The sequence below is a fragment of the Pseudoalteromonas sp. A41-2 genome (assembly GCF_015767615.1).
GTDB lineage: Bacteria > Pseudomonadota > Gammaproteobacteria > Enterobacterales > Alteromonadaceae > Pseudoalteromonas > Pseudoalteromonas lipolytica.
Genome location: NZ_CP065231.1, coordinates 3,068,618 through 3,087,242, shown reverse-complemented (window position 1 = coordinate 3,087,242; position 18,625 = coordinate 3,068,618). Strand labels below are relative to the sequence as shown.

Below are 18,625 nucleotides of genomic sequence, written 5' to 3'. Positions count from 1 at the left end.
TGTTTATTAGCGGGTGTTTATGAAAGTTGCCGTAAAGAAATTTAAAAGTGGAGAGCGCTACGTCTTTTTATTAGGAAAAGATGGCGTTCCTGATTTTTGGGTTACTCACTTTGTCACGCAAAAACTGCGAATGACTAAAGCGGCAACATCAATTGAGCAATATCTAAAAGACATTAAACATTTGAAACGTTGGGAGGAGATCAACGGTAGAGATCTTCTTGACGAGATATACAACGGTAAAGTACCCAGTCGAGATGATATTAAGGATCTGAAGGAACACTGTTCGTATCAGGCCAAAGCTTTAAGCGTGAAAACTGCAAGTAATGTGGTCGATATGGGACAGTTTCACTTATCTAAATCACAAGACAAGCCCACGATAGGTAAATCTCAATATATATCTAGAATTGCTCACATTGCCGAGTTCTTGACTTTTATTGGAAAAGAACGAGTCAAACATAAACCAACCGCAGCCGAGCTTTTTGATGAGTTAGATAAAATGAAAACTCGACTTAAGAGTGGTAAGCCAAAAGGAAAATCGAAAAAGACTTCTTTGGATAAATCTGGGATTACAGATGATGTCTTTGAAGATTTTGTTGAGGTGGCTAAGCCAGATTCAAAATACAACCCGTTTAAAAACCCTGTTATTAAGTTTAGAAACTATCTAATTGTTCAAGTGTTGTATGAGACAGGGTTTCGATGTGCCGAGTTACTAGCGCTTCGGATCAGCGACATAGGAACAGATACAGATAATCCAACATTGTCGGTAGTTAGACGACATGACAGTAAAGATGATCCTCGCTTAAAAGAGCCAACGGCAAAGACCCTTGGCAGAGCTGTTTCTATCTCAAAAGAGCTTAGAGACTTGTTAAATACCTATATCAAGGTTCATCGTGCTGGTACAAAAGTAGCGAAAACACATCCATTTATATTTGTTTCACACAAAGACAAAGAGGGACATTATCAATCTGGGCAACCGATCATTCAGCAAACCATTAACGATATCTTTAATAGCATAAAAGCAGTGAATCCAGAGCGTTTCTGGGCTATTACACCTCACTCTTATCGACATTATTTCAATGATCAATTGTCAGACACCATTGATGAGGAAAGAGAAGCTGTTAAACAAGAGGTTAAACGATTAGAGCAGGAAGGCTTGCATGAAGAAGCGAAAAAATACGCCAACGAAAATACGATTACAGAACAAAGAGAACTTGAACTTCGAGCAGAATTAAACGGACATTCATCTCTCAAATCAGGTGAGATATATCTCAAACGAACAGCAAGAAAACAAGCGCAAAAGATACGTAAAAAAATGCAAGCGAAGATGAAGCACAAAGCAGAAGGAGGTCATCATGGCGGTTAAAGCAAACAAGTTACAAGGTTCAAGAAGCACTAGAACGAAATCCGATAAGCGATACAGCAAAGCTAACTATGAATTTGATGTGTATGATGATCTTTGGCAATTAGATGCAAATAAGTCGCTGAATTTTGAGTTACTCGCTTCGTTAAATTTAGATCCAAAGTTCGAAAATAATTTCAAACTGGCCTTGGCTGACTATGCTTCAGAATTTTCCTCTTCTTATGCGTTGAATATATTCATGTTTAGCCGATTACTTTTTGCAATTGGTGTGAGTGATGCTATTCGGGAACCGCATATAGTGAATTTCAAAGCGACCCTCACTAAAAGCACAGAGTATAAGCTTGGTTACATTCGTGCATTTATACTCGACTGGTATGACAAAGAGATCAAAGGAGTTGATAAAAAGACCGTTGAGTTACTTAACTCACTCAAACTTTCTGGTAATGAAAAAGGAAAAGCCGTTGCCTTAGGTTGTCCTTTTAGTGGTGCGTACTCATATGAAGAACAAACGGCCTTTATAAACTGGTATGTGGATGCTTTTACCGAGAAACTGATCTCGTTGACTGACTATGCATTTATCATGGCGCTACAACAAACAGGTGCCCGTCCAGTTCAACTCACCTATCTCTATTATGGTGACTTAATAACAAGGGTTGAAGAAGGAGTTGAGCATTTTGATTTACAACTCCCTAATGCCAAAAAACGTGATGAAAACTTTAGAGGATCGTTTCAAACCAAGGAGGATACTGGTGAAGATTTAATGCTGGTGCTTACAGCACAAGCAAATCAGTCCATCAATGCTGTTGAAGAGCAATTTGATATTAAATTGACATCCAGCCAAAAGAAGCAAATCCCTATTTTCCTTAATACACGAGAAGTGGCTAAGTTAGAAAGTTTTGATGAATTTGAACAGCTACAACAAAGTACGCCTGACTTATTATGTTTACGGACCAAAGGAGCAAACCCATCAGTCGGTGAAATGATCAGGCGCTTGTCTCGCCTTTGCCCTTTAAAAACAACACGGATTAAGTTAGATGACGGGTTTGGTGATTTGCATATCAACCCCAGACGATTCCGCTATACCCATGCGACCAATATGGCAATGCTAGGTGCAAGTGACTATGCAATAGCTGAAGAATTAGGCCAGTCAGATACCCAGCAAGTCAAAGTCTATACAGAGTTCAACGAAGAAATGGCTGATAGGCTTGATGAAGCACTTGCATCTGATTTAACGCCATTAGCGCAAGCATTTTCGGGTACTTTGATTGATAGTGAAAAAGATGCAATTCGAGCCAATGATCCTCGTAGTCGAATTAACAACAATGATGGTAACCCTGTGGGAAGTTGCGGAAAATTTGGGTTTTGTGCAAATGGCACAATTCATTGTTACACCTGCAATAAATTTCAACCTTGGCTAAATGCGCCTCATACGGAAGTCCTGAAAAGTGTTATTTCTGAACGTGATCGCAAGCGAAAGATGGGGGCAAGTGAGTTTGTATTGCAAGGCCACAATCGCAGTATTGATGCGATCAAAGTGGTCATTCAAAAATGTCATGCTAGAAAGCAAGAGCTGGAAAAAGAAGGAGCGTTAAATGTCTGATGTATTGGTATTTACACCCAAGCATAAACTAGATTTCCAGAAAAATTATGCTGAGTTCATAGCATTCGCAAAAAACGATTTAACGCTTTTTGATGATCATGAATTTGAAGCTCCTCTTGGAATTCAGAATGGATGGGAATGCGATAAATGGTCTTGGAAAACAGCAAGAGAAAAGAAATTAACTATCGTGTTTGGAAACAGTGTAAACCATTCCAAATATATACCGTTCAAACAGCCATTTGCTGACTTTGCCAAAGCCTATGTGCGATACCAACAGTCGCTGAATCATAAAGATTCAACCGCTTGGGCTTCATCTTTAGTGTGGATCTACAATGCCCTAGAAGAAAACGCGACTCAAAATGAAAGAGCAGACGTTGATATTATGAACCTCACCAACACGGTAATAAATAGTGTTGAGGAGCAGATTAAGAACAGTGGATTAAGTACTGGAAGCAAGCGCAATATTGGACTTTCACTTGAAAAGGTTTTGAAGTTCATCAAGGACAAGCGATTCAAACTAGACCTACAAGAGTGGTCAAACCCATTCCCTCGTCCATCTGATTCAAAAATTAAACTTGATAAGGATAGTCGTAAAGAAGAGGAAGATAAATGCCCTTCTGACTATCAAATGCTGCAAGTGGCAGATGCCTTTCATAAAGCTAAAACACTTCGTCAAAAATACTTCACTAGCCTATGCGTTATGCTGATGTGTCAGCCGAGTAGAAATACAGAACTTAATGGTTTAACAACAAACTCATTACAAAGAAGTGAAAAAGGACGTTTATATCTAATGTGGCATCCTGCAAAAGGAGGAGATCCCGTCAAAAAATGGGTGCCTAAACTACTAGAGGATGTCGTACAGCAGGCATTTGACAGACTCATTGATATTTCTGCTCCCGCTAGAGCTGCGGCGAAATTTGCTCATGAAAATCCAGAAGTATTTTTAGTACATAATGAATGCATTACACCTGCTAATTTTCCTCAAGACAAACCGTTAACATATAATCAATTTGCAAAAGCAATGTGCTTAAAGACTGGTCTGGATTCAAACGGAACACAGATGAGTTGGACGCATAATGGTTCACTAAAATGGTTACGTAACTTAATAAGCCAAATCAATCATGTGGCAGATTGGAAAAAGGATTTATTGAATGGGTGTAAAGTTTCGCAGGACAACGAAATACTGACCAAACACACTCATAACCCTACTGGGATTAGTATAAAATTCCCTAGTTATAGAGATCTTCGCTCTGTTGTTGACCAAAAATATAAAACAAAAGACTTTCCCAACTATGGTGATGTGAAGCTTTGGGATTGCATAACGTTAGTTCGAGAAAATGAGTTTCACAAAGAGTTTGATGTTAAGCCTTTTTCTTGGCTAATGACCGGGCACGGTTCTGTAAGTGATGCAATAGGTTCAGATCGCCCTTCAGGAGAAGAGACAATCGAATCAATCTTTGATGAATTGGCAATCACAGACGAAGATGGTACTCGATTACAGTTAAATACTCACCAACCTAGGCATTGGTTAAACACCAAGTTGAAACTGGCTGGTGAAGAAGATTGGTTGATTGCCAAGTGGTCGGGTCGCGCTGATATTGAACAAAACAAAGCTTACGATGGAAGAACTCAAGAGCAAAAATCACGGTTAACCAAGCGTATTGGTCATGTTGCAAATGGTGAAGGTGTTATGACGGTTGCTCAAGCCAATCAGTTTTTATCGCCATACACATCAGAGTCGCCACCTCCGGCAATCGTGTTGCATGATTTAGGGTTACCTGTCTCTCTTAAATCTCTCGGAATTAATCGCTCAGGTGTCGCTCAGTTCACAGGGTTAGGTTATTGCGTTCACAATTATGCAGAAAGTCCGTGTGTTAAAAATGGCGATTGTGCGGTCTGTAGCGACCATGAATGCCTTAAGGGACTGCCTAACACCCTAGAAGAGCTTAAAAACCTTGAGAAGCTTTATAAAGAGCAGCTAGAGGATGCAATCGTTAAAGCAGGAGATATAGTTTTCGGTGCTGATCGCTGGGTAACTGCATTAGGCTTTAGGTTATCAAAGATTAAAACCATTATTGCTATGATGGAAGATCCAAACAGACCTGATGGTACACCTATCAGGATTCCTGACGAATTAGACCCTTCCCCTGTCAAACGATCACTCAATATTGACGAGCAAAATGTTATTCCAATTTTCGATCTTACTGCCTTGGCATTATCTGATCTGGAGGAGTCATAATGGCTTTTGTAATTGACAATAAAGAAACGATTCTAGCCATCATTGATGGTTGGAGCGGTAAGCTCACATATGATCTTCTTTCAGAAAAACTTCAATCAGAATTGGGCTTAAAACGCCCCCCATCAAGGCACACTTACACAAAGCATGATGAAATAAAACATGCATTTGACCTAAAGAAAGAAGAGCTTAGATCTAAAAAATCTACTGCAATCGAAGAAGCCAAGTCGCTATTTGATAGCTCTGATAAATTAAGCCAGCTCTTAGAAAACTTAGACAATGATGATGCAACCATTGCTGAGCTTATAAAGCGTGTTGAAAAACTTGAAAATGAGAATGAAAGGCTTAACTCAGAAAATAATAGATTAAATAGCCTAAATGATAATTTACTTGAAAGGTTTGCTCGTTGGCAGCATAACCTCCAAAAGATGGATGGTGTCGATTTGAATAAGCTGTTTTCAATGATAGATGATGGATTACCCAAAAAGAATAGAGATTAAATAAGGAAATTATTCCCGTTTTATGGGGGATATTTGAATAAAATAGGAAGTAAAAATCACATTTATTTTAAAAAAACAATGAGACTATAAAAAACTTTGTTAATCTGAAGAAAATCTATATACTCTTTGCGACTCTAGGGGAGTAGTCTCTCAGTTTTTTACTGAGTTGGTTGTCAACAGTCTCCGAACCCGCAGGTTCGTGGCAACCAAGTCCAAGTGGATTGACAAGACCTAAGGCATTTCACAGCGTTCAGGGGGCGCTGTCATTTGTCTTTGGTAATTGTTAACACACGCCCCTGAGGAACTTCTATTGAATCATCAATCCATTTTAGTATGCTTATCAGCTACTCGTGAGGTCTGCTGATGGAGCTACTTCACGCCATTTTTCTTGGTATTTTGCAAGGGATCACTGAATTCCTGCCTATTTCCAGTTCTGCCCATTTAATACTGGCCCCTGTGTTAGCTGGATGGGAGGATCAAGGTGTTGCCTTTGATCTGGCTGTCCACGTAGGTACGCTTCTCGCTGTTCTTCTGTATTTTTACAAAGATGTTGGTGTGTTGACGCAAGATGGTATCAGTTCAATCACGCAAAAGCGTTTTGTTGGTCAAGGTAAGCTCACTTGGTTTCTGGTCATAGCCACTATTCCAGCAACGATAACAGGCTTGCTGTTGTTAGAATTCATCGACAGCCAGCTACGTTCAGTTGAAATAATTTTCTTCACGACCTTGGGGTTTGGCTTCTTGCTTGGCTGGGCGGATTGGCGGCCAAATCAACAACGCACACTCTCAACGTTAAGCTGGAAAGAGGCTGCTTTGGTAGGCGTTGCACAAGCATTTTCACTCATTCCGGGAACGTCACGTTCTGGTGCAACCATTACTGCTGGTTTACTACTGGGATTAAGCCGTGAAGCGGCTTCTCGATTTTCATTTCTGCTTGCCATTCCCATTACTGCAATGGCAGCGAGTGCCAAATTACTAGACGTTGCGACTAAAGACGTAAACGTTGATTGGATAGCCTTTCTGACTGGTGGCATAACGTCTTTTCTTATGGCGCTTACAGCTATTCATTTCTTTTTAAAATGGCTTAATCGATTCGGGATGTGGCCTTATGTGGTTTATCGAATTGTACTGGCAGCAATAATTTATTTTGTTTTAATGAACTGAGGAATAATAAAAATGACTTTAGCGATATTAGCCATTTTAGGTGGCTTTATATTATTAGTATGGAGTGCGGATCGCTTCGTTGAAGGGGCTGCGGCTACCGCAAAACATGCGGGTATGCCACCGTTGTTGATCGGTATGGTCATCGTCGGTTTTGGTACGTCAGCCCCAGAAATGGTGGTATCGGCAATGGCGGCATTGGATGGAAACCCAGATTTAGCACTTGGAAATGCTCTGGGATCGAATATCGTCAATACAGGCTTAATCCTCGGTGTTACTGCTTTAGTGGCCCCCATTGTCGTCCATTCGAAAATTGTTAGAAAGGAATTACCGTTACTGTTTGTAATCGGACTCATATCTGGGGCTTTGCTATGGAATGGCTCGTTGAGTCGTGTCGAAGCAATCGTGCTGCTTGTGGGCTTCTTCGGGTTAATAGGTTGGACAATATTCACTGCACTTCGTGGTCGAGGAGATGCGCTTGAAGCTGAAACAGAAGCTGAACTTGTTGAGCATTCAATGCCTCTTGGTCGAGCCATTTTCTGGTTAGCATTAGGGCTTATCTTACTGATTGTTAGTTCTCGCATTCTTGTTTGGGGGGCCGTATCGATTGCCCAAACATTAGGTGTTAGTGACTTAGTTATTGGTTTAACTATCGTTGCTTTAGGTACTTCGTTACCAGAACTTGCTGCTTCTGTCATTGCAGCGCGTAAAGGAGAACACGATATTGCTATAGGTAACGTGGTTGGCTCTAATATGTTCAATATTTTAGCCGTGGTGGGTATTGCTGGTGTTATTTCGCCAATGCCTCATATCTCTGCCGAAGTATTGACACGAGATTGGCCTGTAATGATGGCAATGACGGTGGCACTTTTCGTTATGGCTTATGGTTTTCGCGGACAAGGGCGCATTAATCGGGTTGAAGGAGCGCTGCTACTTACAGCTTTTGCGGCCTATAACACTTGGCTTGTGGTCACGGTGACGGGGATTTTTTAATGAGTAATCTTGCATTATTTTGGAATAACCACTCTGAAGCAATTCTTAATCTGGGCTACCAAGGCTTACTCGCAATTGGCATTCTAATTACCAGCTCCTTAATAGCTAAAACTATCAGACGTAGCATCTACCGTACCAATGAACGATTACAAAAGTTAGATGCAACACTTATACCTATTTTCGCAACTGCTGCGGGTTATGCAGTTTATGTCATTGCTGGTGTGTTTATTCTGGATATTTTCGGGGTAAACACCGCAAGTCTAATCGCTTTAGTAGGTGCGGCTGGCCTCGCTATTGGCTTGGCGCTAAAGGACACACTAAGCAATATTGCTGCCGGGATAATGTTATTGATTTTAAGGCCGTTTCGAACAGGTGAATTTATTGAAGTCGCGGGGACAATGGGTACGGTGCGAGAAATAAATTTATTTGCCACAATTTTAGAAACAATAGATGGTCTATATATTGCCTCTCCAAACAGTGTCTTGTGGGGTGCCAGTATTAAGAACTTCACACGCAATGGCAAACGTAGGATGGATATAATCGTGGGAATTTCCTATTCCAATGCCATTGACCAAGGTTTTGAAGTACTTCAACGTATAGCTGAAACGGAAACACGCCTACTGAAAGACCCTGCTCCGCAAATTATGGTCGCAGCAATGGTAGACAGTGCTGTCAACATACAGCTTAGAGCGTGGGCAATGAATGATGATTACTGGCAGACTTACTGGGATTTGAATAAACGTGTAAAAGAATCCATCGAAGCGGCAGGCTTAACCATACCGTTTCCTCAACGAAGCTTGCATATTATCAGCGGCACGGAACGAATCGCAGATAGGGTTGAATAAAAGTGAAGCAATATTTAACAATTATAGCCGTAATCATTGGATTAAGTGCCTGCTCAAAGCCAGCACAGGTTGAGGTGCTGACAGGGCATGATCAGGGTACAATATGGCATGTTTCTGTGTGGCATCACGGTGATAAAGCGTTGAGTGAGTTACGTCACAACATTGAAACTGAATTTGCACGATTGGATAAGGCGTTGTCGAATTACCGCACAGATTCAACCATTGAGAGCTTCAATCGCTCAATTACATTGCAACCTGTTGTTGTGGGTGACGAAATTCCAATGCTGGTCACAGAAGCAAGAGTAGTTAGCGAGGCGAGCCAAGGGTGCTATGACCTAACTATTAAACCTTTATTCGATGTATGGGGTTTTAAAGGTGATACTCTTACGCCTCCTTCATCAGAGACCCTATCAGAACTCAGTAAACACCTTGGTTTTGATAAATTAAGCGTAACGTCAAATACACAACTTCAAAAAAATGATCCGAGAGTAAGTATTGACCTTTCGTCTATTGCCCAAGGCTACAGTGTTGGGCGAATTGCTAAAGTGGTTGAAGATATGGGCATACAGAACTATCTAGTAGAAATCGGTGGCGAGCTGCAAACTCGTGGGCGTAAACCTGATGGTTCTGCGTGGCGCATTGGACTGGAAAGACCTTTGCCGGGCGGTAGAACGGTGCAAAAGACAATCGTTATCAATCAAGATAAACCAATTGCAATTATGACTTCTGGAACATACCGTCATTACTTTGATGACGCTGGTAAGCGATATAGCCATGTACTGGATGCCAGAACTGGCGCACCTGTTAAACATAATACTGTTTCCGTCACTGTTATCCACGACAACCCAACGCAAGCAGATGCGTGGTCTACCGCATTGTTGTGTTTGGGGGTTGAGCAAGGTATGGAAATTGCGCGACAGCATGATATTGCGGCTCTTTTTATTAACGTCAATTCGGATGAACTAGTGGAGTCATCGACTGAAGCATTATTTAAACTGAAAAATATTCAGTTTAAATAATGGAAGGCAATACGTTTATTGGTAGTTAAACTAACCTCTGATAAATCCTTGGTTTATTCTAAATTTTAATTTATGTACACATGGTGAGATCAAGTCACTTTTGTAATTCATCACTTCATTTATTTAAACTCTGTAAAAGTGCAGTTGCGGACTAATCTTTATTTTTGTTTTTAGTTCATGAACTAAATATTTATTTTCATAAAAGGTTTATGCGAGTCCTGCCTTGAACTAAAGTTATAACTTAGGTTCACGTAAAGAGGCTGGAGATGGCGTTAATAGGGTATGCGAGGGTTAGCACGCAGGAGCAAGATCTTGAAGCTCAAGTTGCAGCATTAGAGCGTCATGGCTGCGAGAAGATGTTTTCTGGCAAGCAAAGCGGTAACTCTTTGGATAATGTAAAAAAACTTGACGATCTTCTCGACTACATCCGTGAAGGAGATGTTGTATGCGTTACGAAGCTTGATCGTTTGGGGAGAAGCCTCAAAGGGATCATGACCGCAATAGATGGTATCCATTCAAAAGGTGCTGCTCTTACAACGCTTGATGGAGTTATTAACAGTGCGGATGATTCGCCTTTTGGAAAAGCTGTTCTTCATGTTATTGCCGTTTTTGCCGAATTAAACAAAAGCCTAATCATCAAAAATACGACTGAAGGCCGTGAGCGGGCTATTGCTCAGGGGAAGCATATGGGCAGGCCAAAGACTATTTCTGATTCGGATAGGGAAAAGATCCGAAAGTTAGTGCAATCAAAACAGAAGTCACAGAACCAACTCTCAAAGGAGTATGGCGTTAGCAGGACGACGATAAGACGCATCGTCGAGGGGAGTTAATACATGAGTAAAGAAAGAGGTCAACGTAACAGAGACTTATTCCTTGGCTGGGTGGCTGAAATGAAATCAAAAGAGTTGCCTAACTGGTTGGATTATTGGCATGGCGATACGTTAAGTCCCAAAAAAATTGCTGATGAGCTTGGTTTTGATTCCTCTGCATTTAAGGAAAAAAGAAATAAAAAGCTCTTTGATTTGTTGCAAGAACTTAAACAAGAACTTGCTACCTCCGGTGTGTACCAGCAACGTAAGAAAAACCTGCCTCTCGATAAGGAGATCATTGATGTATCGAAAGAAACTGACGAAGACATCAAAGATAGCGCTAAAGTCAGAGACCTAAAAAGAACAAACCGAAGACTACAAAACGAAAACGCTAAGTTAGCTGCCGAAGTTGCCAAGCTATCTGAATTTAAAGATGTACTGATTGAAATGGGCTTGTGGAAATGAAGAGTAGTGCTTATCTGGTAAGGATCACCAGAATATACCAGTACCACCCGGATAATGTCCGGCTGGGAGCTGTTTTTGTTAACCACAAAGCAGGTGCGCATCGTATTGAGATTCTGACTACTCAAGAAAAGTTAAATATTGATCCGAAAGTCGGGCAGCAATGGAAAATTCTCAAAGAGCAAAATTTCAGTATTAGGCAACAACAAGTCAGTACGGGGGGTTATGTTGATGTCTGGCGCTTTATGGAGCCGACACTGAAATGTGTTATGCCTGATAATGGCCTTGGCTTTGTAACTTTTTTAAGCACTGAGAAAACGTTTGAAGGCATAGGTAAGGTAAGCGCACAATTTCTTTGGAATGAATTTAGAAGCGATATATTTAACATACTTGAATGTGATAAATATGCGCCATACGAACAAGACCAGTCAATAACGAATTTTCAAGCTGTCAGGAATGTTCTGCTTGGTGATAAAGCCGTGCATGGATTATGGGCTGGCTATAAAGAGTATTCCAACTTAAAACACTCAGCTCAATTGGTTGAGTGGGAAATAGAAGCCCCTATCCAGCGGCAGTTGTTCAGATTTGCAGATCAGGATGCGATCAATTTTCTTACGCAGAACCCATACCGCTTATTTTCACTGGGGATGCGATTTAACAAGGTAGACGCTATCGCTCAAAAACATTTCGGTATCAAACAGGATGATGAAGTCAGACTGGTAGCAATCGTTGAACAAGCATTGAGATTATGGAGCGATCAAGGCAATACGGTTGCGGATTGGCAAGATATTGAATTGTATGTTTCTAAGCTGTTGAACAAAGACCAACGGCTAGTTGCAAGGGCAAGTGAGCTAGATGGCGATATCATAGGATTTGTTAAGCAAAACAACCAATATTATGTTTCAGGCAATTATATATTTGAGAAAACGATAGCCAAGCGTTTTGGTAACCTCAGAAAATCAAACAACCGTTGGTCGAGCGAGTTGGAAGATGCATTCAGGACCTCGTTCCCTGCCGATTGGCCCATTGAAAAAGCACAAGAACGTGCCGTAAGGACAGCATTAGTCAGTCACGTCTTTGCGCTAACTGGAGGAGCTGGAACAGGTAAAACAACGACTACTAAGCTTATTGTAAATGCTTATCAAAAATTAGGTTATACGATATACCCCGTTGCGTTATCTGGGAAGGCAGCCCGTAGGCTTCAACAATCAATCGGTAATGAAACGAAGACGATTGCAAAACTGTTACGAGAAACTGATCTTGATGAAGATAAGGCGGTACTGCTTGTGGATGAAGCCTCTATGCTGGATGCATATACCATGTGGCGTTTGGTTACTTTGTTTTCTGATAAGGTTCGAATCTTGTTAATTGGTGATCCTTATCAGCTTCCACCGATTAATGCGGGTTTCATTTTAAATGATGTCATTAAAAGCGGTGTAATAAACCATGTAGAACTTGATGTCGTGAAACGACAGGGGGCTGATAGTAGTGTGCCTGCATATTCCAATGCTATAAGGCACGGCATAATGCCAAAGTCATTAACTACCGCTGATATTACATTCCAAGAATCAACAGGCGATATTCTGCGAGATGCAGTGACTGTATATTCTGAGTATGACAATACCATGATAGTTGCTCCTACCAATGCTACAGTTAGAAACGCAAACATTATGCTGCAAGATGCAGTAAACCCTGATGGTAAGACTCTTGACCTTACGGATATGCCAATTACTAAAGGCAGCTACGACTTTAGAGAGGGTGATCCGGTTGTTATTACGTTGACTAGTTATAAAAACGATTTACAGAATGGAACACTGGGTGTCATTAAGAGCGCTGAACCTACTGAGGATTATGCTTGTGTCCTTGAGCTTGAAGACCTCGATGAAAAAGGTAACAAACGTTTATTAGAAGTGGACTGGCAATTATTTGAGTATATCGATCTTGCTTACTGCTTAACCTTACATAAATTGCAGGGTTCACAAGCTCCAAATGTCATTGTGTTGCTTGAGCGAGGAAGATTACTTGATCGTAGTTGGCTGTATACGGCTGTGACAAGAGCAGAAGATAAAGTACATATTATTGGCACGGAAGCAGCTTTTCGATATGGTGTTAACAAGAAAGGAGCGGTTGATACTCGTAAAACCGCCTTGGCAGAAATGTTGAAAAATGTTTAAATTTAACCGTAATTGGTATAAAATAGCGTAGTTAATCTACATTTTTACTTTTTAATGTTTAAAAGTTAATTGGGGTCACTTGGGTGAAACCATTGCTAATAAAGGGTGTTGTTACTGTACTGACCCTGAATTTATGTATTTTGTCTTAGATAACCGTTCTAGCACCGGGGAAAAGTTAAAGTATTAAGCAAGATACTTTATATAAAGATTGTATTAAGAACCCAGCCTTGGTGCTGGGTTTTTTATTGCTCAAAATAGACCACTTAATTAAGCACAATGGTATAAACGAATAGGGATGGCTTCGAATATGTTTCGGTTACAAAATAATTCTCATTAAGGCATTTTGCTAGGTGTTTAAATTTACGTAACTTTTGACAGCGTTGGTCAGGCGATGAATCAGAAATTTCTTTAAATCGCCCTGCAGCCTTGTATTTATAGGGTTCTTGAACAACACTTTGTGTATATTTGGGCAACTAACTTGTGAAATGAAAAAAGACCTAACATCACAAATAAAGCAACCGGAAGTCATTTATGTGACGGCCGCTTTTTTGTTATTAGTTGTTTTTAATATTTTTTTAAGTGACGTATTACACGAGAAAGTGCATCGCACAGGTACTGAGCTTGCAAGGCAAGTATACGACTTAAACTTAGACCCCATTGCGTCAAAAGATATCATTGCAACCTTAGTTGAAAGTAAAGGTTTTGCTATGAACGTGACAGATGTGCCACATAATTTTGCCAACTTTATTGATTTAGAGCAGGAGGTATTTAGTTATCACACTGTGAGTTTGCGCCTTTTTCACTGGCCTTCATGGGTCGTTGAAAGTCATTTATTTATCTTTTTGAACTTAATTCTAATTGGGGCTGGGTATTGGGGATTTCGCTGGTGGCGAGTACTGTCTAAAAAAGTATTGGTAGCCGCAGCACCGCCGGTGAAGCCTATTGAAAAACAGGTCAAGCCGGTACTTAAAAAAGGAGAGCTGCCAAAGCCGCTGCCTCATCAAGATTTAAATATTTTGTATGGGGTACCAACAAACTACAATCATTTATTTGCTCTGTTTTTTTGGAAAACCCCGTTTCCGGCGAATCTTGATGTCGATAATTACTTTAAAGTAGTGATTGCCAAAGGGTTTGGAGAACTTGTTAATCGCTCGGTAAAACTACTTCCCTCGGGCGGTATAGCTGTAACACTAAACAGTGTGCCTGCCACCGAAGTTGATAAGTACAGCAAGCGTTTGCATCACGTTGTATATCAAGCGTGCCTTAATTATCGCAGCGATTTATCGCGTGGTGATATAAAAATTGGTGTCTGTAATTACCGTACTGGGGCTGATCAGGCTGTGGTGTATCAGCTTACTAAATCGGCACTAACTTTAGCTAAGCAAAGTGCATGGCAACACATTCACCGCTTACCGTTTGGGCATACGCAATCTAGTATGCTCACTGATAGTAATGAGCACCTGTTTGAGTACATTAAGAAAAAGCATTTTATGTTGTTCTTTCAACCGTTGTTTGACTTAGAAACGGGGGATATTTTGCAGCATGAAGCGCTTATTAGAATTCGTCATAAAAGCTTAGGATTACTTGCTGCTCGTCATTTCATTCCACAGATGACCAGCAAGAAAGATGTTTTATTGTTAGATCAGACCGTAGTGACACAAGTACAAAAAATGCTTGATAACGAATCAGGTGCGATGATGGTAAGTATAAACTTACATGCGATGAACTGGTTTAATGATGAGTTTTGGCATTGGTTTAAAGCGCAAATGCAAGGCTTTGATGCAGCTAATAAATTACAATTTGAGCTCAGTGAAGACGATTATTTAAAACAGCATAAACAATTGAGCTCGCAGTTTGCTTGTTTAGAAAAATTATCCGCAGGTATTGTGATTGACAATGTTCGCAGTGCCGAAAACCTTGTTGAATACAAGCAACTTAATAATGTGTGTAGTATTAAATTGGCATACGAGCTTATTCATAATATTGATACTAATACGCAGCAACAAAAAGTGGTTAGACAGATTATAGCGAAAGGCAATGAGCTTAATTTTCCTGTTTATGCTGTAGGCGTTGAAACACGCAACGAGCTTGCAACATTAAAAAACTTAGGCGTCATCGCAGCGCAAGGTTTTTACTTTGCTGAACCCCTACAAAAGCTTGCCGATATTACGCCTTTTAGTTAGTTAGATTAAACGACGGTACTTTAAGCCGTCTAACCCTTGCAAGCCACCAGTATGGATAGCCATGATCCGCGTGCCTTCTGCAAAGAAACCTTGTTCTATCAATTGCCACAGCGCATACATCATTTTACCGCTATAAATAGGTTCAAGTGGGATGGCGTGTTGTTGCGTAAATGTCTGACAAAACTCCCACAGTTCATGACTGAATTTGCCATAACCGCCATCATGATGTTCAAGTAATAGCTGCCAATTTTGTTGTTGTCTTGCTTTACGGCTCAGTTGCTTAATGTCATCAATTAAATATTCGGCTTGTTTTAATACTGCAATACCGAGCACGGTTGTGGAGTGTGGGCTGCCTTCAATTAAGCCTGCCAGCGTGCCACCACTGCCTGTTGGGCAAATAATGACATCGCTCGTCGGTAAGCTTTGTGCTAATTCTTGGCACCCGAGCAGCGCCGCAGGGTTAGTACCTCCCTCTGGTAGAATATAAGCATGCGGGAACTGCTTTTGTAATTCTGCCAAATAGCCGCTTTCGCCTCTAAAACGGTAAGTAATACGGTTAACGGGGTGCAATGTCATCCCACAGCGTTTGGCGAACTGCAATGTGGGGTTGTGTTCATCAAGCTCAGGTCCGCGAATAATACCGTGCGTTTTAAACCCAAATAACTGACCCGCAGCTGCTGTGGCATGAATATGGTTTGAAAATGCGCCGCCAAAAGTGAGTAGCTCAGTTTTTCCCTGTTGTTGCATAGCCCGTAAATTAAATTTTAATTTACGCCATTTGTTACCACTAATTTGTGGGTGAATAAGATCATCACGTTTAATCTGTAATGTCAGCTTTTGTGCTGATAACAGTTCGTGGTTGATGGTTTGAACAGGCGATTCAGAAATAATAGTCACGGTTTAATTTACGCTAAAAAAGACGCTTAATTGTAGCAAAGTCGTCATAGAGATAGAAATTAGTCAATTAAACTAAAATGATTTTGTTATTTACTGGCATCAACTAAGGTAATAGTTGTAAACTCAGATAATAATTGAACAAAGCTTGTGTTTTGCCTTGCAAGTACATAGCATAAGAGTTTAATTATAAAAAATAATAATGACCAAATAATTGCCGCTTTTTGGGAATGGAATATATGCGAATTGCTCCTTTATCTCTGTTAATTTCAGTTAGTTTGCTAGCATCGAGTGCATTTGCACAAGATACTGCTACGGTAACTGGCATTGAATCAGAGATCAGTAAAAAACAAGCCGAATACGATAACTCGACCTTAATACTCGAAAAACACCTAAAAGAAGAAAGTCAGTTACAAAAACAACTCGAATTATTGCGCGCCCGCTCAGCTGAGCTAGACAAAGAAAAAAACCAAGCGCTTGATGCAATGAACGAGATGTATCGTCGATTAATTGATGACCCCACTTTAGATATTAGCAATGCACAAACGCGCTATCAAAAAGCAGTGGTGGATCACAAACAGAACAAAGATGACATTTCGATGCAATTGGCGGCAATTGCATCGCATAGAAAAGATATTGAGCAAATTCGTGTTGCTAAGCATACCCAACTAAACACCTTAGAGAGCTTAAAAGAGCAACTCGCAACAGCACGTGTTGAACGTTTGCGCAATGAGTTTACGCGTGAAGGCACACTTGAAGTTAATCATACGATTAATTGTAAGCGCACAGAAACATTAGCAGCGTGTGAGCAACGTGGTCAGCAAATGGGATTACAAAAAGCCACCAAGCGCTTTGTAGATCAAATTTTTGCTAACTTAACAGAAGAACGTTTAGTTGAGCCGAAACGCAATTTAGCGGGTGCACAAGTTAAAATTTTAAGTAGTCATGTTGTAAATAGTGCCTTTAGCGGACAAGGTAACTATAACGTGAACTTAAGCGTAACGATGCGCGGTGATGTGAACAGCAGCCGTTTATGTAGTCTGCTTAACTTAGACAACCGTTTTTGCGCAGATTATGGTTCACCGCTTGCTGGAAACTATCAACCCAATTACACCACCGCTTACTCTGATAGTCAGTTAACATTCAGTGACTCTCAGGATAATAGTCAGGTGGTATCGGTTTCGCGTATGAGCGAACAACCTGTAAGTGATTACTCAGTAAAAAAGCCAGTAAGGGTTGAACCATTACCTGATCTAAAAAAATCTAAAATGGTTGAATTAACGCTTCGTTCAAATGTTTATGATGATGAAGTGTTTATTGATGGTGTGAGCTTTGGGTCAACCAAGCTAACGACATCATTACCAAGAGGTTTTCATGATATTGAAATACGCAAGCGTGGTTATAAAAGCTATAAAGCGCGTTTAGACTTGCGTAAAGCTCAAACTATTAATGCAAAATTAGTTAAAGAGCCTGAACCAATTGTCGCTGCCGTTGTCGCAACAGAGCAACCTACAGCAGCGCCAGTGGCAAGTATTGTTAATAAAACCAATACAGCGAGTATTGTGGTTATCCCAGCGGGTACATTTAAGATGGGTGACATTAACGGTAATGGCTTAGCTAATGAGCGCCCTGTTGTTGAAAAAACCATTGCTAACTCATTTGCCATGCAAAGCAAAGAAGTCAGTGTGGGTGAATATGAGCAATTCGTTGCTAATACAGGTTATAAAACAGAAGCCGAAAAGAATCGTGGCTGTGCTTATTACTTAAATGGTGAGCCAGTATGGGAGGCGACCTTAAACTGGCGCAACCCAGGATTTGAGCAAGACAGTGATTTTCCGGCTGTTTGCTTAACGTATAATGATGCCAAAGCATATGCAGATTGGTTATCAGGGCAAACAGGGCAGTTGTTTCGTTTACCGAATGAGGTTGAGTGGGAGTACGCTGCACGCGCAGGTAAAGAAACTGAATACCCTTGGGGTAACGAGATAGGTAAAAATTTAGCGAACTGTGGCTGGTGTGGTAGTGAATGGTCAAACAAAAGCGCTGCACCAACCGGGTCGTTTTCTCCTAATGCATTTGGTCTGTATGACACAGTAGGTAATGTATGGGAATGGACAAACAAAAAACCGGGGCAGTCTGATGTGACTGTTCGTGGTGGGGCATGGAATTTCGCTCCGAGCCTAGCACGTGTATCAACACGCTTAATTTTAGCGCCAGATTTTCGTGCAAACTATATCGGGTTTCGTTTAGTACGCGAGCGATAAAAATTTTTAAAGGAAGCAAAGCAGGCTTCCTTTTTTAGCAATTTAATAAAGGCAGTTGCGCTTTATTGTGCTTAGCATGGTAGAGTGAGAGCAGCTAGTATAAGAACGTATTATCAAAGGTCATC

The 18,625-nt window shown here is 40.7% G+C and carries 14 protein-coding genes; 13 read left to right on the top strand and 1 reads right to left on the bottom strand.

Annotated features, from left to right (window positions below):
* The first annotated feature begins 19 nt into the window (after positions 1-19).
* The 12 genes from IT970_RS13935 (at position 20) to IT970_RS13880 (ending at position 15,342) form a co-directional block, all read left to right on the top strand.
* Positions 20-1,363 carry a tyrosine-type recombinase/integrase gene (locus tag IT970_RS13935; protein WP_008467570.1) on the top strand — a complete coding sequence of 448 codons (1,344 nt, stop codon included), beginning with the start codon at positions 20-22 and terminating at the stop codon, positions 1,361-1,363.
* Positions 1,353-2,960: a site-specific integrase gene (locus IT970_RS13930; protein WP_008467572.1), complete on the top strand. Its 1,608-nt coding sequence runs from the start codon at positions 1,353-1,355 to the stop codon at positions 2,958-2,960. Before IT970_RS13935 ends, IT970_RS13930 begins: the two co-directional genes overlap by 11 nt.
* Complete coding sequence (locus tag IT970_RS13925) at positions 2,953-5,199, top strand: hypothetical protein (RefSeq protein WP_008467573.1); 2,247 nt, start codon at positions 2,953-2,955, stop codon at positions 5,197-5,199. Before IT970_RS13930 ends, IT970_RS13925 begins: the two co-directional genes overlap by 8 nt.
* On the top strand, positions 5,199-5,696 hold the full coding sequence (locus IT970_RS13920; RefSeq protein ID WP_008467575.1) for a hypothetical protein: 498 nt from the start codon (positions 5,199-5,201) through the stop codon (positions 5,694-5,696). Before IT970_RS13925 ends, IT970_RS13920 begins: the two co-directional genes overlap by 1 nt.
* Before the next feature lie 363 nt (positions 5,697-6,059).
* Complete coding sequence (locus IT970_RS13915) at positions 6,060-6,860, top strand: undecaprenyl-diphosphate phosphatase (protein ID WP_076918876.1); 801 nt, start codon at positions 6,060-6,062, stop codon at positions 6,858-6,860.
* A 12-nt stretch (positions 6,861-6,872) separates the two neighbouring features.
* The gene (locus IT970_RS13910) at positions 6,873-7,850 is read left to right on the top strand and encodes a calcium/sodium antiporter (protein WP_008468262.1); all 978 of its coding nucleotides are present in this window, start codon (positions 6,873-6,875) and stop codon (positions 7,848-7,850) included.
* Entirely contained in the window at positions 7,850-8,695 is an 846-nt protein-coding gene (locus IT970_RS13905) for a mechanosensitive ion channel family protein (protein ID WP_008468264.1), read from the top strand. The genes IT970_RS13910 and IT970_RS13905 overlap by 1 nt, the downstream gene beginning before the upstream one ends.
* A 2-nt stretch (positions 8,696-8,697) precedes the next feature.
* A complete protein-coding gene (locus tag IT970_RS13900; RefSeq protein WP_196857425.1) occupies positions 8,698-9,714 on the top strand; it encodes an FAD:protein FMN transferase in 1,017 nt (338 codons plus the stop codon).
* Positions 9,715-9,980: 266 nt separating this feature from the next.
* Positions 9,981-10,544, top strand: a complete 564-nt coding sequence (locus IT970_RS13895) for a recombinase family protein (protein WP_008468268.1) — start codon at positions 9,981-9,983, stop codon at positions 10,542-10,544.
* Between the two features lie 3 nt (positions 10,545-10,547).
* On the top strand, positions 10,548-10,988 hold the full coding sequence (locus IT970_RS13890) for a hypothetical protein (RefSeq protein ID WP_008468269.1): 441 nt from the start codon (positions 10,548-10,550) through the stop codon (positions 10,986-10,988).
* Positions 10,985-13,159 carry an AAA family ATPase gene (locus IT970_RS13885; RefSeq protein WP_008468270.1) on the top strand — a complete coding sequence of 725 codons (2,175 nt, stop codon included), beginning with the start codon at positions 10,985-10,987 and terminating at the stop codon, positions 13,157-13,159. The genes IT970_RS13890 and IT970_RS13885 overlap by 4 nt, the downstream gene beginning before the upstream one ends.
* A 485-nt stretch (positions 13,160-13,644) precedes the next feature.
* Complete coding sequence (locus tag IT970_RS13880; RefSeq protein ID WP_196857424.1) at positions 13,645-15,342, top strand: EAL domain-containing protein; 1,698 nt, start codon at positions 13,645-13,647, stop codon at positions 15,340-15,342.
* Here the strand turns inward: IT970_RS13880 and IT970_RS13875 are convergent, their stop codons facing one another.
* The gene (locus tag IT970_RS13875) at positions 15,343-16,239 is read right to left on the bottom strand and encodes a 1-aminocyclopropane-1-carboxylate deaminase/D-cysteine desulfhydrase (RefSeq protein ID WP_196857423.1); all 897 of its coding nucleotides are present in this window, start codon (positions 16,237-16,239) and stop codon (positions 15,343-15,345) included.
* Between the two features lie 236 nt (positions 16,240-16,475).
* Between IT970_RS13875 and IT970_RS13870 the strand changes: the two genes are divergently transcribed.
* The gene (locus IT970_RS13870; protein ID WP_196857422.1) at positions 16,476-18,500 is read left to right on the top strand and encodes an SUMF1/EgtB/PvdO family nonheme iron enzyme; all 2,025 of its coding nucleotides are present in this window, start codon (positions 16,476-16,478) and stop codon (positions 18,498-18,500) included.
* The last annotated feature ends 125 nt before the right edge of the window (positions 18,501-18,625 follow it).